The following is a 21,141-nucleotide window of genomic DNA, read 5'->3' as shown; positions in this document are numbered from 1 at the left end:
AAATGAGTATGTCAATCTGACATATTGCGAAGGGGGTGAAATGAGAATGGCGTATGGTGCAATTTTAAGGGCTTGCCGTATGCGCAAGGGGTTGACTCAGGAAGAGTTGGCGGACATTTTGCATATGGAACAAGCGGATGTATCACGTATCGAAAACGACAGAAGAGAGCCCCTGATGACGTTATTTCAACGTTGGGCATTGGCAACTGACTCGTCAGACGTTCTCGTTGCATTTATTGCTGGCATAGAGGGTATGACGATCTTGGCTAATATTCTATCGACGATGGGCAACGGAGTAATCGGTCTTATTAGATTAGGAGGGTTGTTATGAGACTGGAAGAAAAACAGTTACGCAAAGAATTGGCAGCATTTGTAGAAAAGATGAGGCAGGCCGGTATTGATGTAACGACAATAAAAAAACCGACTGACGCGGGAACGTCAATTGGCTGAAGTGAAATGATAAATGTTAATTTGCACATTTTTATTATAACACAATGACGGAGCTTTGGCTCCTGTCAAGAAGTCCATGAACGGAGTCTTCCTCCAATCATCTACCCCACGGCAAACTCATGGGCTTCTTGATGGGATTCAACCATCGGAAAGGGTGATAGCGTGCTGACGCTAAAAGAGAAGATTGACATCATTATCATCGTTCTACCTTACGTCGTCATGGTTTATCTGCTCGTAGAACGGATGGGAAGGAGGAAGCCGGAATGAGTGCAGTTGAGTACGAATGGATATTCCGCCCAGATCGAGAAGCAGATCCTTACATCATTAAAACGCAAAACGATGATGTGTTAGAGGCAGTTACAAAATTCATCGAGACTTGGGGCCAACAAGAAATCCATTCGGTGCAAAAAGTCGCGAAACACATTTATTACAAGGAGGTCGTTTGAATGGAAGAGGTTATTAAAAAGCTTTCTGATTGGCATGATGCGGAAGTAATCGAGCTGAACGATTTAGCGCACGGAATCGCGCAATCAGAATCATTAGAGGCAATGGTCGAGTCCCGGCAAGCTTATCAAATCCAACACATGAAAGTGGATACGATTTGGGAAGCAATAGAAATGGTGCAGAAAACAAAATAAACCCGCTGTTGGTAGCAGCGGATTCGGGGTTCTGTTTCATTCACTTACGAACATTTTAGCGCAGAACCCCTTAAAAAACAAGGAGGGTGCAGGTTGGAAAAACATTATTTCACATTTGGACAATCTCGCAGTTTGGCAAATCGTCACCAAGTAATCGTTGCAAGTTCACCAGATGCAGCTAGAGAAGTGATGGTAAGACATTTTGGCTGGGACTGGGCTTTTCAATACACCGAAAAAGAATGGAATGGTTTCAAAGAAGAAGGTTTTTTCAAAAACAATCAACCATTGGAAACTATCTATTGTCAGGAGGAAGCATGATGAAAGATATTAAACTAATCAATCTAAAACTGCGTAACTTCAAGGGTGTCAAGGAATTCGAATTGAATGCTAACGGCCACGATGTCCAGGTATTCGGTGATAACGCAACAGGCAAGACTACACTGTATGATGCGTTTTTGTGGCTTCTCTTTAACAAGGACAGTCAGAACAAAACAAAGTTCTCTCTCAAAACACTTACGCCAGATGGTCAAGAAATGAACAACCTAGAGCATGAAGTCGAAGCTTCATTCTTAGTAGATGGCCAACCTCTAAGTCTCAAAAAGGTTCACTATGAGGACTGGACGCAAAAGAGAAACGCACTTGAAAAAACGTTCAAGGGTCATAAAAATGACTACTTTATCGATGATGTGCCGACACCTGAATCTCAATACAAAAAAGCAATCGAGACACTGATCGATGAAGAGGTTTTTAAGCTTTTAACATCACCTACTTATTTTAACGAACAGTTCAAATGGGAAAAACGCCGTGAAATCCTTTTGAAAATCACCGGCGACCTGACGGATGAAGAAGTCATCAACGCTAATGAAACTCTCCAAGAGTTAACTGGCATATTAAACGGCAAGAAAATCGAAGATCGGAAGAAAATCATTGCTGCCAAGAAGAAGAAAATCAACGAAGAAATCAAAAACATCCCCACACGCATCAGCGAAATTAAAAATATGCTCCCAGAAGAAAAAAATGATGTTGCTTCTATAGAGGGGAAAATAACGGTACTTGAAAAAGAAATTGACGAACATGTTACACAGATTAACAGTATCCAGAACGGCACAGCGATTGTCGGAAAGCAACAAGAACTTCAACAGGTCGTGCTGGATCTTGAATCCATTAAACGAGAACTGGAATCAGAGTCGGTTGAAAAGGCGAATAAAGTCATGACGAAGATTCATGAAGAGCAGTCGAATATTTCGATTATCACACGAAAGAAAGAGGATGCGGAGCATCAAATAAAACGAAACAAAGAAGAATATGAGACTACTGAAAAAAGACTTGTCCCACTCCGCGAAGAATACAACGTGCTTGTGGCAACTGAATTTACTCATGAAGTTGAATGTGTCTGCCCGACTTGTGAACAAGAATTACCTTCGGATCAAGTAGAAGCCGCGAAAGAAAAAGCGCTTGTTGCTTTTAATTTAAAAAAAGCTCAAAGGTTGGAAGAAATACAGGCGTCGGGAAAAGCAGGTGATAAAAAGAAAACGGAACTACTTGAGCAGAATGAAAAGTTATCAGCGACAGTTAAGGCTACACAGGCCTCGATTGAACAAAAGGATAACGTCATATTCAGACTCGAGGAAGAATTGGAATCACTCAGAGCGGCAGTGAAAGACGCCAGACAAGACGCTAAATATCAATCCAAATTACAGGAACAGGAAAAGTTGAAAGAGGTCATAAAATCGTTACAAGAAGACGCTGAAACTGCTGTTGCGGGCATTGAAAGTGCAATCGCCACTCTGCGTGCCAAGCGCAACGAACTCAATCAGCAGGTTGCACAGCATAATCATTTTGTTGCTTCCCTTAAACGGATTGCAGAACTGGAAGCGCAACAAGAACAGCTTGCGAAAGACTTTGAAGAAGTTGAAAAAGAACTTTTCCTCATCGAGGAGTTTACACGAATCAAAGTAGAAATGTTGGACGAGAAAATCAATAGCAAATTTAAAGTCGCGCGCTTTAAACTGACGCATAAGCAGGTAGATGGGACATTGGTTGACGTGTGCGAGACCACGTATAACGGTGTTCCGTACGGCTCCGGACTAAACAATGCCGCGAAAATCAATGTCGGCTTAGACATCATTCAAACGCTCTCGGAGCATTACGGATTCAGAGTGCCGATCTTTGTGGACAACGCTGAAGCTGTTACTCAATTGATAGAAATGGATACCCAAGTCATTAGTCTAATCGTTCCGCAAAGCTTCGGGAAATTCCCTAAAGAAATAGTAGAAGCACTTGTGTCCATCCACGGAAGTTACGAGCAAGCGGAAGCAGAGTGGAAAAATAAGTATGGTCAATTGCGGGTTGAATCGCAGTCAGGCAAAGAAAGTGAGGTTGCCTAAATGACAAAAACAATAATGATATTAGAAGTCTCGAATGCGTCCGATGAACAAATTCAAACAGGTTTAGGTAAAGCCTTCGCGGACTTTTGTAAGGAATACAACGGGGCAGGAATCACAGCGAGCGTTTTAACGGACCGTGCCGGAGAACAAGTAGTCAAATATATCAATGAGGAGGCTATCTAAATGCCTGTTAAAGTGATTCCGATTTATAACAGATCGTATCCGGCAAACGAAAAGTCAGACTGCATAGTGTTACGTATTTTTGACAAGGATTCATCTCATGTGGATATGGCATTCCCTTTCCATGAGGATACTCCGAATTTTAAACTTACGATTTCTGAAGCTATGGACCTTAGAAACGCAATCGATCAATTACTCGATATCAAATTAATCGAGCGACCGAGGAGGATTTTGAATGACTAACCAAAACCAAGTGACCGAACAAAAACAGACTTATTCAACAGGATTGACCAAGATCAGCAACACATTCTTTCCGATGATTGAAGAGCAACTGACAGGCAATGGTCTGCAAATGGACAGTTACGCCAAACAGTGTGTCATGAACGCCATCTCAAGTATCAACGCTGTACTTGATTCGAAAAATATCGGTTGGAACGATGAAAAATTAGATAAAAGCAACGTGACAGCCAACTTACTGACAATCGCTTCACTGAAGTTGAATGCTGCGGCTAATCCAAGAGAAGTGTTTTTCTCTATTAGAAACCTGAAAAAGAAAATCGACAATAAAGATGTTTGGATTAAACAAGTTGAAATGGGGATTGAAGGGGATGGCAACGATGCCATTCTCTCCAACTTCGGGCGTGGTGTGAAAGAGGTGCATCAGTACTGGTTAGTGCGATCGGAAGATAAATTCACCTATCCGAGATTCAAAGGTTTAGAAATGGCTCCACCGGAATGGGAGCCGACTGGACGAGGAGAAGTTGTTAGGGTTGTTTATCCGATCACCAAATCCAGCGGTCAAGTCGATTATCACATTGCTGAGCGAGAAGATGTTGCCAAAAACTTGATTGCTCACATTAATAACAACTTGATGAACGAGACGTTCGGAATTGCGAAAGACCGATACAATGCCTCAGCTGACCAAAAGAAGCAGATCGATGCTAAGAAGCGTGAAATCCTTAAAAAAGTACAGGAACTAGGCTTGAAAGCTTTGGATGATGAAGATCTGCAACAGTACATCAGCCCAGCATGGAAAGATCCGCAGAGCCGAGAATCCATGATTATCCGTAAAATGCGAAACAATATCGTCAAAAAGATTCCGAAAGACTTTGGAAATGCCTTTGTAGAAATGACTTATGAGCAAGCTGAAGACGAATCCTTTGCACGACATATGGGCGAAATTCGTGAGAACGCTAATCAAGAACTGCTTGATATTGAACAGGATGATAAGCCTATTTCTACTCCTGAATACATCGATGCTGAATTCAGCGAGAGCAACGAACCTACTAGTGTCGATGAGGAAACAGGAGAAATTATGCAAGAGCCAGTCACTGAACCCGTAGGAGCGTCTTCGGCTCACCAAGGCGGACAAGCTAACTTATTCAGTGAAGGACCAGGCTTCTAATGATTGAGATCAAAACACTTGCAACAGGGAGTACGGGGAATTGCTACTGGATATCAGACGGCAGCACCCCCCTCCTGTTGGAGTGCGGCATATCATTCAAGAACATTCAGAGGGCGCTTAATTTCCGCACGAGCGATATAGCTGGAGTATTAGTCACCCACGAGCATAAGGACCATTGCAAAGCTGTCAGAGAGGTTGCGGACAGGGGACTGGACATTTACATGTCTCCCGGCACGAAATCGGCTGTCGGTATTGATCATCACCGTATACGAGCAGTTGAAAACAAGAAGCAGTTCAAGTTAGGGACGTGGACTATTCTACCGTTCGATACGGAACACGATACAGCGGAGCCATTCGGCTTCTTGTTGGCAAGCACGAACGGTAGTAAGTTGCTTTTCCTAACGGACACCTATTACTGCAGATATAAATTCAACGACCTTACTCACTTAATGATTGAGTGTAACTACAGCTATAAGATTCTTACTGAAAACGTAAACAACGGACGTATTCATGCAGGTTTGAAAAAGCGGGTTATGCAATCGCATTTCAGCTTGGAGAACGTTATTGAGTTTTTGAAAGCTAATGATCTATCAAAGGTGCAGGAGATCCATCTGCTGCACCTAAGCGACAGTAACAGCGACGAAAAAGAGTTTAAACAAGCGGTGCAGGCAGCAACGGGAAAGTTGGTGTACGTGCCTTAGAGAGGGGGATTAAGTTGCAAAAAGGTTGGGTGAAGCTTCATAGGAAAATTCAAGACCATTGGATATACCAGGAAAAAAGGCAGTTCTCTAGGTACGAAGCTTGGCTTGATTTGATTATGATGGCTAATCACAAGGACAACAAAACTCTCGTTGACGGTGAGTTGATCACCATCGAAAAAGGCAGCTTCATAACATCAAAAAGAGAACTCGGAAGACGTTGGGAATGGTCGAATTCAAAAGTTGATAAATTTCTTGAGCTACTAAAGTCTGACGAGATGATTGTCTATAAAAGCGACACCAAAAAGACGGTCATAACCATTGGTAAGTATGAGGTTTATCATGATTCGGAAAAAGAAAAACGACACGAAAACGAAACAGAAACGAATCAGAAACATATCGAAAACGAATCAGAAACGAACAAACAAGAATGTAAAGAATTTAAAGCACTTGAAGAACTTAAAGAACTTAGTACTACTACTTCTACTACGCTTGCACTCGATCAAGGATACGGAGAAGTGGTTCAGACCTTCGAAGCGAACTTATGCATGCTCTCACCAATGCAAAGAGAGTCCTTGGGAATGTGGTTCGATGATTTCAACCAACAACCTGAAATTATTTACTTGGCAATCAAGATCGCTGCCGATCGCAACAAAAAGAACTTCGGCTTTGTTGAATATCTGCTGAAAGAGTGGTCCAATCACAAATTGACTACTGTGGAGCAGATAGAATCATACGAGCGCAATGGATTGGATAGACAACGTAAGCAGGCAAGACCTTATGCCAGGACTGGAGCGAAGGTGGAACGGATACCAGAATGGTTCAACCAACAGCAAAACCAGCAGCAAGAGGCTGAACCGAAAGCGAATCCGGACATCGAAGCCAAACGGAAAGAGTTGGAGCAGAAACTTGAATCTATGAGGAGGCAAAACGCATGAAAGCTGTGTATGTATCACCGTCAAGAGAGACGGAGAAGAGGATCCTGATTGACCAGCTCAATCAGCTTGGAATCTATGAAAATTTGAAAGGTGAGCCGTTGGAGCAAGGGAGTTATCACACGTTGCGTACGATGCTAGCAACAAAAAAGGCAGTGGCACAATGACTTGGGAAGAGTTACAAACTTTGAAGGCGGCTCAAGAAATACTCGAGCGTTTGGCTAAGTTCACGGAACAAGAAATTTATCAGGCTGCAGCTGATTACGTAGAAATTTGTGTTGATAGATGGGAGGCGAAACCATGATCAACCGTGTCGTTTTAGTCGGCCGGTTGACTAAGGATCCGGAGCTTAAGTATACACAGAGTGGTGTGGCTGTCTGTCGCTTCACTCTAGCAGTCAACAGAACGTTCACTACCCAATCAGGAGAACGTGAAGCAGACTTCATCAACTGCGTTACATGGCGCAAACAGGCGGAGAACACGGCGAACTTTTTACGCAAAGGAAGTCTTGCCGGAATCGAAGGCCGCATCCAAACGAGCAGCTTCGACGGTCAGGATGGCAAGCGAGTATTCATGACAGAGGTTGTGGCTGATAGCGTGCAATTCTTAGAGCCTAGAGGCTCAAATCAAGGTAGTCAGTCATCGAGTGATACAAACACACCGGCTTATAGTCAATCGCCACAGAATCAACTAGGAGCGTCGCAGGAAGATCCGTTTAACAGTCAACCTGTTGAGGTGACTGATGATGACTTGCCGTTCTGATTTAGCTCAAATTACATGCAAGAGATGCAAAACTAAAGGGATTTATTGCAAGGGTAGTTTTTGTGCAAGACATAGACTTTGTCTTAAATGTGCGAATCGAAATTATGAGTGGAGGTTGAGGTATGGATCTTGAACGACTATTTCAAATCCAACGGCTACTGGATGATCGGATTTTAGAAAATAAAGGGCTGATAGAGCAGGACCTGCTGCCGATGAAGATTCTTGCCTTACAAGTGGAGCTTGGTGAACTGGCGAATGAATGGCGAGGGTTTAAGTTTTGGAGTGAGGATAGGGAGCCGAGAACGGCAAAAAGGATTCCAGACGTGGCTCATTTCGATAAAACTGGTGAAGCAAGGTACATCAAGTCAAACCCTCTCCTCGAGGAATACGTGGACTGCTTGCATTTCATCTTGTCGATTGGGATTGAATTAGGTTGCGAGGATGTTAAACCAGCAATCAGAAAAACAGCAGTTAATTTCAAGGGCGACGAATTGACAGTTCATTTTAACGAAGTCAAGTACCGCGCTTCTGGCATGGCGTTCGTCGCCAACAAAAAAACAGAATATCAAGTACTGGTAGGTTGTTTCTTGGGCCTTGGCGAAATGTTCCGCTTCTCGTGGAAGCAGGTAGAGGATGCCTACTACGCCAAGAACGAAATCAACCACGAACGGCAAGCAACAGGCTATTGAGGACAAGCCATGCTCAGGACACTATATCGGACGATAGACGGGGAGCGGCGGGTCATTCACGGACATTTGAGCAAATACGAAGTTGCGGCATTGCGGAAAGAAGGCTGGCGTGAGGATCGGCCGCAGACGAATAGACACGGAATACCGATAGGGAGGGCGGTCTGAATGGATGCATGCAAGCGATGCGGGCGACCGTTGAAAGACGAGAAATCCATCGCTTTAGGATTTGGTCGCACATGCATGAAGAAATTTGAAGCGGAAGAAGCGGAATTCAAGCACATTCAGATCACTATAGACGATGCGCTAAGAGTCCACAATCTGAAAATCATGCCGGAGTATTTCAAGGCAGTAGCTAGCAAGGCGAAGCGTTTTGAAATTCGTAAGAACGATCGGGATTATAAGATCGGAGACGGATTATTGCTCAGGGAATATAAGGACGACGAATACACCGGAAATGAAATCAGTGCAGTAATTACTTACATGACGGACTATGCACAAAAGAAAGGCTATGTAGTCATGGGGATTGAGGTGGCAGCATGAGAAAAACCTACAGCAGATCACACGCAAATCGCGGGGCGCAGCTTGAGCGCCTCGTGGATATGACGAATAAGCAGTATCGCAATAAGGGTGTTGCTGACATTCGCAAGGTTCCAACGCCTGTGCAGATACAAAGCAACGTGCGCGGCAAGGTGACGGGATACACGCAGAAGCCGGAGTGGGTGGATTATTCGGGCGTACATGACGGCAGGGCCATTGTATTTGACGCAAAAGAAACTTCTAACAAGACGAGCTTCCCGCTCAACAATATTTCCGAGCATCAATACGAACTGCTGAAATCATGGCACCAAAAAGGCGCCCACGCTTTCCTGCTTGTCTCTTTTAATAAGTTGGATGAAATATACCTTCTAGCATTCAAATCGCTAGAAACGTATTGGGAAGAAGCCAAGAAGGGCGGTCGGAAGTCGATTCCGCATTCAACTTTCATGATGGAGTGCGATCGGGTGAAGAGTGATAAGGGGTATGTGCTGCATTACCTGAAGCATGTGGGGTGAAAATGTATAGTCGGATCGGGTGTGAAAGAGCTCAATTCCTTTTGTTTAACTTTACTAATACGGCAAGCTTCAACCAATCTTTTAGGATTGGTTGTCGCTGAAGGCAGTGTTACTAATTGCAGAACAGTTGCCTTACAACAAATTTAAGGACTTCTCTTACCCATTCGGGCATATTCAATTCACCTCCTACGTTGGAGACAAGTTTAGTCTTAACAAAACAGTTGTTTTCATACTGACTTAGATTTTTATATAAGGAGCGTGGATATTAATGAAAGTCAAAGTAAACGAACAACCACAACGCTTTTATTTGGCAATGGATAATTGGTTCGCGGCAGTAGGTCACGGCATACAAATAGGCGATATTCAACTATGCGCCATCCCAATGGATGGAATCATCAATATATCAGAAGTGACATCCGGCGCAAGAATGATGCGATATCAGCTTAACTTCATCGAATGGTTGATAACGGAAGATAAAGAGGGATTCCTTAACTATCTACAACGAGTCGGCGAGGATTTAGTGAAGAGGCTCAGCAAGCATAAAGATTTAGATCAGCAAATCGAAAAGTTGCGGGATGTCGCAATCGAAAGGTTAGGTCCGATGCCGGCTATTGAAGATGTTGACGTTGAAGAGTTGTTGGAGCGTGCGCAGCAGTAGACTCATAAGGCGTAGTTAGGAGGTGGGAGGATATTGGAGTTCAATAGAATCTATCAAGGTCATTGTCTTGATGTTCTAAAGACATTTCCGAATGAAAGTATAAACACAGTTGTTACAAGTCCTCCTTATTGGGGTCTTCGGGATTACGGAGTTGATGGACAAATCGGGCTGGAGCGTTCGGTCGATGAATATGTGATGGCTCTTGTAGAAGTGTTCCGTGAGGTTAAGAGGGTGCTGCGAGATGACGGGACGCTCTGGCTCAATATTGGTGATGCATATGCCGGGAGTGGGAAAGGTGCATGGACTGTAAAGGATAAGCAAAAGCACGTATACGTTCCAAGTCCAACAGGCAGCGAAACCAAAATAAATAACATCCCGAATGGATTGAAATCCAAAGATTTAATCGGCCTACCGTGGAGAGTGGCCTTTGCATTACAGGCCGACGGATGGTATTTACGTTCGGATATCATTTGGAGCAAGCCTAACCCGATGCCGGAGAGCGTAACAGATCGGCCAACTAAGGCGCATGAATATATTTTCTTGTTATCAAAATCACCGTCATATTATTACGATCACGAGGCAATCAAAGAGGAAGCGATCTACCGTCCGGTGGATGATCCTCCGAGGGGATCTCGAGGAGCATTCGGTCCTCCTCAGCAAAATCGGCGGGAAGATAAAAAGCGAGGATCTTTCGAAGGTAAGTATGGAAAGGATGCTTTTCGAGCTATACGGCCAAAACGAAACAAACGATCAGTATGGAGTGTATCAACTAAGCCGCTAAGGGAAGCGCACTTTGCTACTTTCCCGCAAGACTTGATCGAGCCGTGCATATTAGCTGGCGCTCCTATGGGTGGAGTTGTACTTGATCCGTTCTTTGGATCCGGAACGACCGGATTAGTTACTCTAAGGTATGGCCGTAATTTCGTTGGGATCGAACTAAATCCGGAGTATATAATAATTGCGGAAAATCGATTGAGTGCTGTGCAGCTGGAATTAATAACTTGATGTAATAAACGAAAAATTGAAATGAAGCTCTTGAGGAAAATAAAAAAGACTTCTATTCTCAAGGCATCTAGAGAAGGAAGACTTCACCACTACAATCCGATCTAATAAGTTTGTTTATACTAAGAAAAAATAATTTCAGGAAAAGAAAGGAGGTTACTGTTTTGCTGTACGTGTCTTTAAGGTGACAAGACACAAATGGAAACAAAAAGTGTTCCATAAAACATCCCCTACCTTTCAAGAAAATAATAATCTATTTCTAATGTGAAAGCAATAGTAACAATAAATAATTCCACATTACGATCATAAAGCGCAGTAAGGAGGACACCATGAGCAAACCAATTCAAGAAATCTACGCAATCGGCGATAAGCTACCACCGGAAGTTCTCATGGACATCGACAATCGCATTGCAGATTGGTTGATGTCCGGCGGTAATGATGACGATCCTTATGTTTGGCAGCAGTTGAGGTATGCAAGAAATGTTTCGGAATTGATGGAGAGGAGGAAACAGAATGCATAAACATCAAGATGCGATAGATGAATATTTAGCAAAGCGAAAAGACCGCATTCAAACTTCACGAGAAAATAAAATGCTGAGGGAAGAAAACGCTCGTCTACGGGAAGCGTTGGAGATAATTAGGAAAGACACGTATTGGGAAGATGAAGATATCGTCAGTGTGCGTCATGTAATTCGAAAGAGGGCGGAGAAAGCCCTAGCAGGAGAAACAAATGGTCAGCATCAAGTATGAACCCATTCACGTGTTGTTCGACAGTTTCACAGTCAAGTGGACGTGGAAAGAGAGCGAGCTCGCGAAATTCCGGAAGATGTGGAACGATGGCGATCATATTCAGGACATTGCAAAGGCGTTTAATACCAACAAGCGGAGTATTGCGCTCGTTGTGATGGAGCAGGCGGAGTTGGGTGAGATTAAGCCCCGAGCGGGTGGGTTATTTGGGAATTAAAAAAGACAGGACTTTTCCTGTCACTTGAAAAATTCGTGAAACCCTAAATTCATTGGTATTGCCCAGATATATAGTCCAAGCAAGCAAACGGGGCCTAGCAAGAAATTGAAGAGTCGTTTAGGCAGCCAACTGAAAAGTAATTTAAAAATGAGGGCAACTCCAAACATGGTTGCAATTAAAACAAGTAATGGCCCTATGATAGGCAACCAATCAAATTCAACACCATCAAACATGATTCTATCTCCAATCGATGAACTAATAAAAAAGACCAGGAGTGTCCCTCCTGATCGAGCCAATTACATTATAGCATGGAGGGACCTTCTATGAAACTACCAGAACTACAAATAGACTGTGAAGGAATGCTGAATATTGATATAATGGAACTACCTATTAACTGTGTTGTGGTAATTTCGGAGGGCAAGGCAAAGGTGAGAGAATTACCAGATTACGGGGAGTATAAAATTGTTACGCATCAGGGGAAGGTTAAGCGGATGCGGAGGGAAGAGGGGGAAGATTTTTGAATAAAATAGTAAATTCCACATCGATTAGTGAGATAAGAGCTCAACTTAGTGAAATGAAAAAATTATTAAGAGATAAAAAACTGCTTCAATCACTCGGTTTTACACCGGTTCAAAAAGCGAAATTAGCTAGTGATGTTAGAAAGTTTGAAAGAACATTTGAGTCTCTTTCTACTTTACCGGACAAGTTTAATGAAGCATTCAAAGAAAAAGGTTGGATTGCTTATGAGTCTTTAAGTGTTGAAATAATGGAGGAAACCATTAAATTAGCTGCGGATAAGGGAACAGAAAATGCAGAGGGATTTTTAGTTAATTTTTATACCGATAGAGAAAAAATAAGTTATTTATGCAATAAAACAAAGAGGAATTTAGGTGTGAGGGCTACATTATTCGAAGTAGCGCTAAACGATCATTTTGACAAGAGGTATTATTCGAGTACCCCGCTCTTTTTTATGATTATTGATGGATTTGTTAACGAAGAAGAAGCAACAGGTTTTTTTGCGGAACGTACAGATTTAATTGCATGGGATTCTGTTGTTGGTCATGAGACAGGATTAAACGAAATATCAAAATTGATGTCCAAAACAAGAAGAAAAACCAATGTCGAAGAAATTAAAGTGCCTTATCGAAATGGTATTTTACATGGAAGGGATTTGAATTATGCAAACCCTTTTATTTCGAGTAAATTACTAGCCGTCATTTTTTCTCTAATGGATTGGAAGCAAGCTAAAAATAAAATGAAATCGGGCGAGACAAAAGAGGTATATACACCCCCAACTCTAGAGGAAACATTTTCTTCATTGTCAAAGACTTTTGTGGCCAAAGAAAGATTGGACCAGCAGAAAGTTTTGATCGATGCTTGGAAGAAAAGAGAGATTGAAGTAGGTGTTACGGTTCCGATAAATGGGAAGGTTGATGAATTTGAGGAAGGAACGCCTGAAAGATGCTTAATTGAGGTATTCAAATTTATAAATGACAGCAATTATGGTCATTTAGTAGATAGGATATTTTATGATTCAAGACAAATAACGAAGGGGAAAAAGGCTGGTGAATTAAAGGGGTTGCTGAAATGCATTCAGATTTCCAGTTTTGAAATTTTGGAAATAGTAGATGAATCTCCTGCAATAACAGTAATCGGGGTGCAAATCGACTTGAAAGTCAATGATAAAATTAGTGTAAGAGAGGAGAAGTTTAGACTTATTTACTCAGACAATGAACAAAATCCTTATGCAAGGGGTACCGAAGAGGGTTCATGGCGAGTTATTGATAACTTTACACCTAATTGGGAATTACTCCAACTTGGAATAAGATAGTCCCCTGGCCAACCAAAGGACAGCATTTGAATATATCATTTCTTTATGTCATTTGTTGTCCTCACAAATATAGGGAATATTAAATTGTGACGTATTAGTGGAAAGGTGATTTTACGGAAGGAGGTGGAAGAATTTTTGAGTATAAGTGATGTAATTCAATTTGTTTTGGCAGTAATAGCTGCTGTAGGGGCTATATTTGCATTTTTGAATATTAGGACAAGCAATAGACAAATAGAACTCCAACAAAGCCAATGGGAGCACAAACATCAACCAGTTTTCAAGATAATTTATACTACTCAAAGAGAAAAATCGAAAGTTTTAGTAATTGAGAACACAAATAAGGTTTTTCATCGAATTGAGGATGTCAGTTTCACATCTTCGGATGTTAATGTCGAGTCGCAATTCAATGGCATGATTACAAACAAAAAGACAAGGAATAACGAAGTAATCGAAAAACACGAATATAGTGGATTAATTGTAACCTTAACTCCAATAAAAGATGATTTTCAGAGTGGCTTTTTACAAATTCGTGGTTTTGATGCACTAGGTAATCAATTCATCTCTAATACCGTAGACTTGAAATTTAAAAACAAAGAACTGGTAAACCATATTGATATCCCTATGACTTACTTAAAGAATATTTAGTCACCCTGGCTAACCAGAGTACAAAGATTGATTACAGCATAACCCTGTGCCATTGATTGTTCATAATCGAGCAAGGTGTATTTATTATTTGTGACGCATCAGGGAAGGGTTTAGAGGATACGGAAGGAAGAGGAGGTAGTGTTTTATTGGAAGATTTTATAAATGAAATCTCAGTAAGTGATATTTCAACTTTAGTCGGAGCGTTTATCGGGACTTTAATAGCTGGAACAATAACGTTGTTGGCAACATACAAACAGATTAGTCATTTTAAAAAAAGTCAATTGGAAACTGAAAGAGCTAATAAGAGGAGAACTATATTAGTTATCAAAAGCTTCTTGGATAGACCGATTAGGATTGTAAGGGGTATTAAAGATAACGATTATATAATAAATCAATTCCTTGGTGAGTGGTCAGATATAAAAATGGTTGAACAAGATTTAAGCAGTGTAAGAAGTTTTATTAGTGCAAATGTATATTACATTGATCCGGATACATTGAATGAAATATATGAATTAATAAAAACAATTGATATTGCAACGGAATATGCATTCCTGCTCAGTACTAGTAATCACCCAAAAGAGGTGAATGAATTTTATTCAGAAAATAATATGAGCTTAATAGAAGATAAATTAAATGAACACATCCGTAAATTGAATTTTTAAAGTTCTACCAGCTAACTGGAGGACACCTTAGCAGCTTATTCGCTGTTTTGGTGTCCTTTTTTATTTCATTGGGGGCGTGAGGTAAATGCAAACGTTGCAAGATCAGTTAATAGAAAAAGGTCCTTCACAGGTCGCAAGACGAGAGATAGACCGAAAGATTACTAGGACAAGGGGCAAGCGGGAAGAACAGTTCACGGCGAGAGATTGGGAGGAAATCATGGGTGTTAATCGGGACACTTACAGACGAGGGCCTGGAGGGGCATTTAGGAGAAGATAATTGGGAGGCGAGCATATGAGGGAGAAACAAATCGAGCGGTTGCTTAAGGATTATCACTGGATGATAAACAGCGTAAGGATCATGAGGGAGAATCTACGTGATGCGGGGGATGGATTGACGGCTCAGTACGGCATTGAGGCGGCCATGCCGAAGGGGAAAGGAGAAACAAGCGATCCGGTTTATCGTGAGGTGGTCAGACGCAGTAAGCATCACGAGAGAATTATTGGCTATGAAAGTAAAATTCACATGATTCAAGAGCGGGTTCATGTAATTACGGATGTTCGTGAGTCGGAAGTTCTCCACTGGATTTTAGAGGGCAAGGGGTACTCTTGGATAGCGCGCCATATGGGATTGTCGGAACGTCACATTCGCAGGATAAAAGATTCCATCGTACATCAAATGTCTGAAATGCCGAGAATGCCGAATTCGACGAGAACGACGAAGATTTCTTGTTAGTGGAAAAATATAGTACCATGGAAGGCAGGTCGGGGAGGCGGGTAGGTGCGAGAGTCGCATCTGTCCGTTTTTCTATTTGTACGGGTATTATGACCTTCGGTCTAAATGTATTTTGTAGGAGGATTTTCACCTTTCTTGACGAATAATGTCTAGAGGGAGGTGATGATATGATTTCAATAAAAAACTTGAAATTAATAGAAGATTTAAAAGAAGAACACGAAAGTCTGAAAAATGAATTGGAAAGTTTAAAAGAAGTTAAAAGCGAAAAACTTCATGAAGTAGCTGTAAATATGCTACGTAGAATACAAAGATATCTAGAAAACCATTCATTAACTGTGACTGAAAAAAACACAGAGTTCGAAGATGGTTTTGTAGCAAACTACAAAAAAGGTTACCTTAGAGGAGAAGTTTCCCTTTATGATCACTCAATAAAAATTTTTTATGAAGGAAAAACGATAGAAATTTTATGTGTTGCACCAAAACCTTCGGTCACTATTTATTTACAAAGTTTAGATGTTGAAGAAGATATATTATCAGCACAAATAAATCATCTAGACTCTGAAATTCGGAAACTCAAGGACGAAATAAAAAGTTACAATCGGGAAAATTTCGCTTTTACTTCGAAAATGGATAATGGAACGAAAACATTACAAAACGAAGATGATGTTCTCGCTCATTTATTTAAATAATCTTGAAGACACCTTACAACGAGGTGTCTTTTTTTACTGGAGGTGGTGTTGATGAGATATGGCTAATTGGAATGAGATTCAAAGAGAATGGGAAACAACGAATATAACGCTTGCTGCATTAGCTGATAAGCATGATGTGAAACTCGGAACGTTGAAGAGCAGAAAGAGCCGTGATGGATGGTCGAGGGGTGCTCCTAAAAAGGATGCAACCAAAACGCAAAAGGTTGCAACCCCTACGAAAAGGATGCAACCGAAAAAAGAGGAATTTGAGCCTGTTGTAGAGTCGGATGATCTAACCGATAAACAACGGGATTTTTGTATTTACTACATTAAATACTTCAATGCGACTAAGGCTTATCAGAAGGCTTATGGATGTGCGTACTCGACAGCGATGGTTAACGGACATGGCTTACTAAGAAATACTAAGATTTCTGCAGAGATTGACAGGATGCGAGCTGAACGAATAAACGAGAAGAAACTAAGCATTGATGACGTGCTTCAGAAATACATCGACATAGCCTTTGCAGACATAACCGACTTTGTTGGTTTTGGTTCAGAGGAAGTTGTTCACAGGGATGAGTTTGGCGTCCCGATAGTTGATGAAGACGGCAAGGAAATTACTTATATTCATAACTATGTGAGCTTCAAGAATGCCGAGGAAGTTGATGGGACTATTCTTACTGAGGTTAAGAAAGGTAAGGATGGTATATCCGTCAAGCTGGCGGACAAGATGAAAGCGTTGGAAATGTTGGCGAAGTACACTGACTTGTTATCTGTTCGTGACAAAGAGCGACTTCATGAAGAACAGTTGAAGTTGGATATCGAAAAGAGCAAACTCGAACTCGGTAATCTGCGCGGCGATACGGAAGGCGACCCGCATGATCAGGGTAACAGCTACGAAGATGCACTGAATGCTCAAACAGAAGATGTATTCGCTGACGAGGTGACGGACGATGAAGCGTAAGAAGTCTACCTCCTTCAAATTCCGTCCGTTCAGTCGCAAACAAAAGAAGCTCCTGATGTGGTGGACCGATAAGAGTCCTTATAAAGACTATGACATGATTATCTGTCACGGATCCATTCGTTCGGGAAAAACGGTCGCAATGATCGATTCATTCATTACATGGTCACTTGCAAAACATCGACATCAGAACTTCATTATTGCCGGGAAATCGATGGGGGCACTCAAACGAAACGTACTAGAACCAATGTTTCAGATACTAACCGCGAAAGACATTGACTATCATTACCATCGTTCAGGTGATCCATACGTTCAGATTGGCACGAACACTTACTATCTGTTTGGGGCGAACAACGAATCTAGCCAGGACACATTGCAAGGACTAACAGCTGCAGGCGCATATCTCGATGAGGTTGCATTATTTCCTCGGTCATTTGTTGACCAGGCGATTGGACGTTGCTCCGCCGAAACAGATGGGCAAGGCGGAAAGGTTTTCGTTAACTGTAACCCAGCCGGACCATATCATTGGTTCAAGACCGAGTTTATCGACAAAGCAAAGGAAAAGAAGATATTCGTTCTCCATTTCACAATGAACGATAACCTGTCTTTATCAGAGCGGGTTAAGGAACGGTTCTACCGGATGTATTCGGGCGTTTTCTTCCAGCGTTACATTCTCGGTATGTGGGTGTTAGCGGAAGGTATCATTTATGACATGTTCAATGAGGATGATCATGTCATTGATGAATGGCCGATTGATATCCATGAATTCCAAGTGACTATCGACTACGGAACAAAGAACCCAACAGCGTTCGTCCTGCAAGGCATTCATTATGATTTAGACGGCACACCTACCTACTACAACCTGAAAGAGTATTATTACGATGGCTGCGCGGAAGGTAAGCAAAAAACCGATAATGCATACTACAAAGATTTAGAGGCGTTTTGCGAAGGGTACACCCGCGAGGTGATCATTGACCCGTCTGCAGCGTCTTTTATTGCGTTGATTGAAGAAAAAGGTGTGCTATCTGTTACGAAGGCAGATAACGCTGTAATAGATGGTATTCGAACTGTTTCTCGTTTGATCTCGGAGTTAAGGTGCTTTACGCATCGAGATTGTGTCAACTTGCTTCGGGAGCGCTCATCCTACGTATGGGATGAAAAAGCGGCCATGCGAGGGGAGGACAAGCCTGTGAAGGAAAACGACCACGTCATGGATGCGGAGCGTTATGGCATATTCACGAAAGAAAATAACGGCGTTCGAATGGACGACTACACTGCAGCACTTATGAGAGGGGTGAGAGTACATGGCTAAATGGTATAACAAGGCGGTTGGTGAAATATCAAAGCTTCGTTCAAGGCTTCTATTGCCGTTCGGTTGGGGAAGCATGACTACCGGGACGCTTGGCGCTGGTTACAAATTGGACAGCAGTAAAGTCGACTACGAGTTATCCAAGGCGCTTTACTACAACACACATGACGATTATAAGCTTGGTGCCGGGTTCGCAAAATCCGTCATCAACAACACAGTCAGTTTCATGGGTGTTCCGTCATACAAAAGCACAGACAAGGAAGCGCAGGAAGTCTTGGATGGCTTCTTCGAGTCCAACATATCCAACATGCAACGGACAACGCGGGACAGTTTGCGTGACGGCGATTGCTATGTTTGGATTACCCGCGAAGAACAGCAGGATGTTTCCCTTTATCCAGAGCAGAAAGTCCGGCTGGTTTATAACTTCATCCCTCCAGGACAAGTGAAAGATATCGTGAGGCATCCACTGACAGGCGTTGTGCAGGAATATGTCCTCGTCTCTTCTCATGATTGGGAGGATGAACTTGGTAATAAGAAGAAAGCGACCATTACACAGCGGATACGCAGGGGTGAACGGGAAATCGAGATTGATGGTGATACTCCACCAGATGTTGAACCGGGTATCGAACCAACGCCATGGGACTTCATTCCGATCGTTCACTTTAAAAACGAAGGTGATGAGGGAGTCTACGGTCAATCCGATTTGGAGCCGATTGAACCCTTCTTAAAGGCCTATCATGACGTTATGCTTCATGCGATGAAAGGAAGCAAGATGCACAGTACGCCGCGGTTGAAACTGAAATTGAAAGATGTGACGAGATTCCTCCGCAATAACTTCGGTGTGAACGATCCTGCGGAGTTTGCCAAGAAAGGCGGAACATTGAACTTAGACGGACATGAAATCTTAATGTTCGGTGATGAAGAAGATGCAGAATTTATAGAAGCGAAGTCAGCTACAGGCGATGCCAAAGAGCTACTGAAGCTTCTTTTTTATTGCATTGTTGATACTTCGGAAACACCTGAATTCGTTTTCGGTGTCCATACGCCGTCATCCTTATCGTCCGTCAAAGAGCAGATGCCTATCCTCATCCGTTCAATCGAAAGGAAACGCGAACACTTCGCGGACAACTGGCAAAGGCTTGCGAGAATCGTCCTAGCTATGACTTCACAATCGGAAAATAAATCATTCGAGACGTTTGCGACTGAATTGCAATGGGTGAACATCGACCCGAGAACATCGAAAGAAATCAGTGAGGAATTGTTGAACGTTGTGAATGCGCTAGTTACTGCACTTGGAAACAACATCATCAGTGAGAAGTCAGCTATTAATTATTTGGCCGGACTGATCGACACGATGAACGAATATGAAGCCGAGGAAGGCGAAAGTGAGAAGGACCGCATCCAACAGACGCGAATCAATCGACTGCGGATGCCGGATAGCGTTGACTTGCAAAGTCAATTGGACGAGATAAATAAACTGATGGACAGGAAGGCGGGATAACGCGTGGATGTAACCGAGTTTTCCGTCTACACAGCACTGGCTCTTGAAGCGCGAAAGAAACTAATAGAACTGCTATTGAGGCAGGACAAAGAAATTCGTGAAATATTCGAGAAGGCAGCCGATGATTTGGCGAAAAAAATCAGGCGACTTGAGCAGGCAGGGCAAACATCTCGTATTCCAGCATTATTAGAAACGAAACTGGCCGAGAACGCAGCAGAAATTGAAGCGAGCTTGAAAAGGTTGTTCGATGAAGGATTCGAAATAAGTGTCGAAGCCGGCATGCATCAATCCAAACAAGCAACACTCCGGATCCTGAACAAAGCCCGAATCGATTGGAAGCCGATTGAGCGGGTGTACTTCCGTAAACACACTGCTGCTATTGAAACGATGCAAACACGAGTCTTGAAAGGGCTCACTCTTTCAGACCGCATATGGGGGCAGAGTCGCGTCGCTAGGCAATCGATGGGCGCAATCATTCAAGAAGCAATAGCGGCAGGCGAGCATCCATATAGGGTGGCAGAAATGCTGGAAGGTTATGTCAGGAATGGCGCCAAAACCTTAGTGTCACAGTACCCTAATATGATTGAGCGCTTGGAAGGCAATATCCCTATGGATATGTCTTACGAATCCCTCCGGTTGGCTCGGACTGAAATGGCAGCGGCTTTCGGCGAAGCGGCAAGACAGGCGGCGGAAGTGAATCCGTCAAACACTGGAATGAAGTGGAGCACATCAAACGGCGGGAACACTTGTGACAAGTGCAAAGACATTGCAGTCCATGACAGCGGACTTGGTCCTGGTGTGTATCAGCTCCATGAATTGCCGGACTACCCCGCGCATCCGAATTGCCTTTGCGTGTTGTCTGAGGTTGTGGAGGATATGGACGACTTTGTTGATCGCTTGATTGAGTGGAATCATAATCCATTGGCACATCAGGATATTGAGCGGTGGTATCAAAACATTTATAAAGGCGGCATGATCTCATGATAAATA

At 42.6% G+C, this 21,141-nt stretch carries 35 protein-coding genes; 34 read left to right on the top strand and 1 reads right to left on the bottom strand.

The genetic code is table 11. The features are described from left to right. Positions 1–46: 46 nt before the first annotated feature. The 23 genes from AWV70_RS20505 to AWV70_RS20415 all read left to right on the top strand — a co-directional run bounded on the left by AWV70_RS20505 (position 47) and on the right by AWV70_RS20415 (position 11,820). On the top strand, positions 47–331 hold the full coding sequence (locus tag AWV70_RS20505; protein WP_060210348.1) for a helix-turn-helix domain-containing protein: 285 nt from the start codon (positions 47–49) through the stop codon (positions 329–331). Beyond that, positions 328–450, top strand: a complete 123-nt coding sequence (locus tag AWV70_RS25145) for a hypothetical protein (RefSeq protein WP_268777895.1) — start codon at positions 328–330, stop codon at positions 448–450. Before AWV70_RS20505 ends, AWV70_RS25145 begins: the two co-directional genes overlap by 4 nt. Positions 451–713: 263 nt before the next feature. Then, a complete protein-coding gene (locus AWV70_RS20500; RefSeq protein ID WP_060210347.1) occupies positions 714–896 on the top strand; it encodes a hypothetical protein in 183 nt (60 codons plus the stop codon). Then, positions 897–1,088, top strand: coding sequence for a hypothetical protein (locus tag AWV70_RS20495; protein WP_060210346.1), 192 nt, complete (start codon positions 897–899; stop codon positions 1,086–1,088). 93 nt (positions 1,089–1,181) lie between these two features. Next, positions 1,182–1,406: a hypothetical protein gene (locus AWV70_RS20490; protein ID WP_060210345.1), complete on the top strand. Its 225-nt coding sequence runs from the start codon at positions 1,182–1,184 to the stop codon at positions 1,404–1,406. After that, on the top strand, positions 1,406–3,475 hold the full coding sequence (locus AWV70_RS20485) for a hypothetical protein (protein ID WP_153010071.1): 2,070 nt from the start codon (positions 1,406–1,408) through the stop codon (positions 3,473–3,475). Before AWV70_RS20490 ends, AWV70_RS20485 begins: the two co-directional genes overlap by 1 nt. Then, positions 3,476–3,658, top strand: a complete 183-nt coding sequence (locus tag AWV70_RS20480; protein WP_060210344.1) for a hypothetical protein — start codon at positions 3,476–3,478, stop codon at positions 3,656–3,658. Continuing rightward, the gene (locus AWV70_RS20475; RefSeq protein ID WP_060210343.1) at positions 3,659–3,898 is read left to right on the top strand and encodes a hypothetical protein; all 240 of its coding nucleotides are present in this window, start codon (positions 3,659–3,661) and stop codon (positions 3,896–3,898) included. After that, positions 3,891–5,060: a hypothetical protein gene (locus AWV70_RS20470; RefSeq protein ID WP_201024422.1), complete on the top strand. Its 1,170-nt coding sequence runs from the start codon at positions 3,891–3,893 to the stop codon at positions 5,058–5,060. Before AWV70_RS20475 ends, AWV70_RS20470 begins: the two co-directional genes overlap by 8 nt. Next, complete coding sequence (locus tag AWV70_RS20465; RefSeq protein WP_060210342.1) at positions 5,060–5,761, top strand: MBL fold metallo-hydrolase; 702 nt, start codon at positions 5,060–5,062, stop codon at positions 5,759–5,761. Before AWV70_RS20470 ends, AWV70_RS20465 begins: the two co-directional genes overlap by 1 nt. Before the next feature lie 14 nt (positions 5,762–5,775). Next, positions 5,776–6,696, top strand: a complete 921-nt coding sequence (locus AWV70_RS20460) for a DnaD domain-containing protein (protein WP_060210341.1) — start codon at positions 5,776–5,778, stop codon at positions 6,694–6,696. Beyond that, positions 6,693–6,860 (top strand): hypothetical protein, encoded by a 168-nt coding sequence (locus AWV70_RS23970; protein WP_160327701.1) that lies wholly within the window; start codon positions 6,693–6,695, stop codon positions 6,858–6,860. The genes AWV70_RS20460 and AWV70_RS23970 overlap by 4 nt, the downstream gene beginning before the upstream one ends. Next, positions 6,857–6,997, top strand: coding sequence for a hypothetical protein (locus tag AWV70_RS23965; protein WP_160327700.1), 141 nt, complete (start codon positions 6,857–6,859; stop codon positions 6,995–6,997). The genes AWV70_RS23970 and AWV70_RS23965 overlap by 4 nt, the downstream gene beginning before the upstream one ends. Continuing rightward, entirely contained in the window at positions 6,994–7,455 is a 462-nt protein-coding gene (gene ssb, locus AWV70_RS20455) for a single-stranded DNA-binding protein (RefSeq protein WP_060210340.1), read from the top strand. Before AWV70_RS23965 ends, ssb begins: the two co-directional genes overlap by 4 nt. A gap of 122 nt (positions 7,456–7,577) precedes the next feature. After that, positions 7,578–8,144, top strand: a complete 567-nt coding sequence (locus tag AWV70_RS20450) for a dUTP diphosphatase (RefSeq protein WP_060210339.1) — start codon at positions 7,578–7,580, stop codon at positions 8,142–8,144. Between the two features lie 9 nt (positions 8,145–8,153). Beyond that, entirely contained in the window at positions 8,154–8,309 is a 156-nt protein-coding gene (locus tag AWV70_RS23960) for a hypothetical protein (protein WP_160327699.1), read from the top strand. Next, the gene (locus AWV70_RS20445; RefSeq protein WP_082713741.1) at positions 8,310–8,684 is read left to right on the top strand and encodes a DUF3850 domain-containing protein; all 375 of its coding nucleotides are present in this window, start codon (positions 8,310–8,312) and stop codon (positions 8,682–8,684) included. It abuts the gene before it with no gap. Further along, the gene (locus tag AWV70_RS20440) at positions 8,681–9,196 is read left to right on the top strand and encodes a Holliday junction resolvase RecU (RefSeq protein ID WP_060210338.1); all 516 of its coding nucleotides are present in this window, start codon (positions 8,681–8,683) and stop codon (positions 9,194–9,196) included. The genes AWV70_RS20445 and AWV70_RS20440 overlap by 4 nt, the downstream gene beginning before the upstream one ends. Positions 9,197–9,464: 268 nt before the next feature. After that, positions 9,465–9,854 carry a hypothetical protein gene (locus AWV70_RS20435; RefSeq protein WP_060210337.1) on the top strand — a complete coding sequence of 130 codons (390 nt, stop codon included), beginning with the start codon at positions 9,465–9,467 and terminating at the stop codon, positions 9,852–9,854. 33 nt (positions 9,855–9,887) lie between these two features. Next, entirely contained in the window at positions 9,888–10,859 is a 972-nt protein-coding gene (locus AWV70_RS20430; RefSeq protein ID WP_060210336.1) for a DNA-methyltransferase, read from the top strand. A 326-nt stretch (positions 10,860–11,185) separates the two neighbouring features. Beyond that, the gene (locus AWV70_RS20425; RefSeq protein ID WP_060210335.1) at positions 11,186–11,377 is read left to right on the top strand and encodes a DUF6877 family protein; all 192 of its coding nucleotides are present in this window, start codon (positions 11,186–11,188) and stop codon (positions 11,375–11,377) included. Continuing rightward, positions 11,370–11,606, top strand: coding sequence for a hypothetical protein (locus tag AWV70_RS20420; RefSeq protein WP_060210334.1), 237 nt, complete (start codon positions 11,370–11,372; stop codon positions 11,604–11,606). Before AWV70_RS20425 ends, AWV70_RS20420 begins: the two co-directional genes overlap by 8 nt. After that, positions 11,587–11,820: a hypothetical protein gene (locus AWV70_RS20415; protein ID WP_060210333.1), complete on the top strand. Its 234-nt coding sequence runs from the start codon at positions 11,587–11,589 to the stop codon at positions 11,818–11,820. Before AWV70_RS20420 ends, AWV70_RS20415 begins: the two co-directional genes overlap by 20 nt. A gap of 20 nt (positions 11,821–11,840) precedes the next feature. Here AWV70_RS20415 and AWV70_RS20410 read toward each other — a convergent pair whose 3' ends face one another. Further along, entirely contained in the window at positions 11,841–12,053 is a 213-nt protein-coding gene (locus AWV70_RS20410) for a hypothetical protein (protein ID WP_060210332.1), read from the bottom strand. 90 nt (positions 12,054–12,143) lie between these two features. On the opposite strand from AWV70_RS20410, the gene AWV70_RS20405 reads away from it, so the two are divergent. From AWV70_RS20405 to AWV70_RS20355, 11 genes are all read left to right on the top strand, one after another. Then, complete coding sequence (locus AWV70_RS20405; protein ID WP_060210331.1) at positions 12,144–12,341, top strand: XtrA/YqaO family protein; 198 nt, start codon at positions 12,144–12,146, stop codon at positions 12,339–12,341. Beyond that, the gene (locus AWV70_RS20400) at positions 12,338–13,651 is read left to right on the top strand and encodes a hypothetical protein (RefSeq protein WP_060210330.1); all 1,314 of its coding nucleotides are present in this window, start codon (positions 12,338–12,340) and stop codon (positions 13,649–13,651) included. Before AWV70_RS20405 ends, AWV70_RS20400 begins: the two co-directional genes overlap by 4 nt. A 135-nt stretch (positions 13,652–13,786) precedes the next feature. Then, positions 13,787–14,296, top strand: coding sequence for a hypothetical protein (locus tag AWV70_RS20395; RefSeq protein WP_060210329.1), 510 nt, complete (start codon positions 13,787–13,789; stop codon positions 14,294–14,296). Positions 14,297–14,442: 146 nt separating this feature from the next. After that, positions 14,443–14,958 carry a hypothetical protein gene (locus AWV70_RS20390; protein ID WP_060210328.1) on the top strand — a complete coding sequence of 172 codons (516 nt, stop codon included), beginning with the start codon at positions 14,443–14,445 and terminating at the stop codon, positions 14,956–14,958. 85 nt (positions 14,959–15,043) lie between these two features. Then, positions 15,044–15,235, top strand: a complete 192-nt coding sequence (locus AWV70_RS20385; RefSeq protein ID WP_060210327.1) for a hypothetical protein — start codon at positions 15,044–15,046, stop codon at positions 15,233–15,235. Between the two features lie 15 nt (positions 15,236–15,250). Next, positions 15,251–15,691 (top strand): LuxR C-terminal-related transcriptional regulator, encoded by a 441-nt coding sequence (locus AWV70_RS20380; RefSeq protein ID WP_060210416.1) that lies wholly within the window; start codon positions 15,251–15,253, stop codon positions 15,689–15,691. Between the two features lie 167 nt (positions 15,692–15,858). Then, positions 15,859–16,380 (top strand): hypothetical protein, encoded by a 522-nt coding sequence (locus tag AWV70_RS20375; protein ID WP_060210326.1) that lies wholly within the window; start codon positions 15,859–15,861, stop codon positions 16,378–16,380. A gap of 58 nt (positions 16,381–16,438) precedes the next feature. Continuing rightward, positions 16,439–17,344 (top strand): terminase small subunit, encoded by a 906-nt coding sequence (locus AWV70_RS20370; protein ID WP_060210325.1) that lies wholly within the window; start codon positions 16,439–16,441, stop codon positions 17,342–17,344. Next, entirely contained in the window at positions 17,334–18,653 is a 1,320-nt protein-coding gene (locus AWV70_RS20365) for a PBSX family phage terminase large subunit (protein WP_060210324.1), read from the top strand. Before AWV70_RS20370 ends, AWV70_RS20365 begins: the two co-directional genes overlap by 11 nt. Beyond that, the gene (locus AWV70_RS20360; protein WP_060210323.1) at positions 18,646–20,151 is read left to right on the top strand and encodes a phage portal protein; all 1,506 of its coding nucleotides are present in this window, start codon (positions 18,646–18,648) and stop codon (positions 20,149–20,151) included. Before AWV70_RS20365 ends, AWV70_RS20360 begins: the two co-directional genes overlap by 8 nt. A 3-nt stretch (positions 20,152–20,154) precedes the next feature. After that, positions 20,155–21,135 carry a hypothetical protein gene (locus AWV70_RS20355; RefSeq protein WP_060210322.1) on the top strand — a complete coding sequence of 327 codons (981 nt, stop codon included), beginning with the start codon at positions 20,155–20,157 and terminating at the stop codon, positions 21,133–21,135. Positions 21,136–21,141: the final 6 nt, after the last annotated feature.

The organism is Sporosarcina koreensis, assembly GCF_001531445.1.
Lineage (GTDB): Bacteria > Bacillota > Bacilli > Bacillales_A > Planococcaceae > Sporosarcina > Sporosarcina koreensis_C.
The sequence above is the reverse complement of the archived record's forward strand: the minus strand, read 5'-3'. Positions and strand labels throughout refer to the sequence as shown.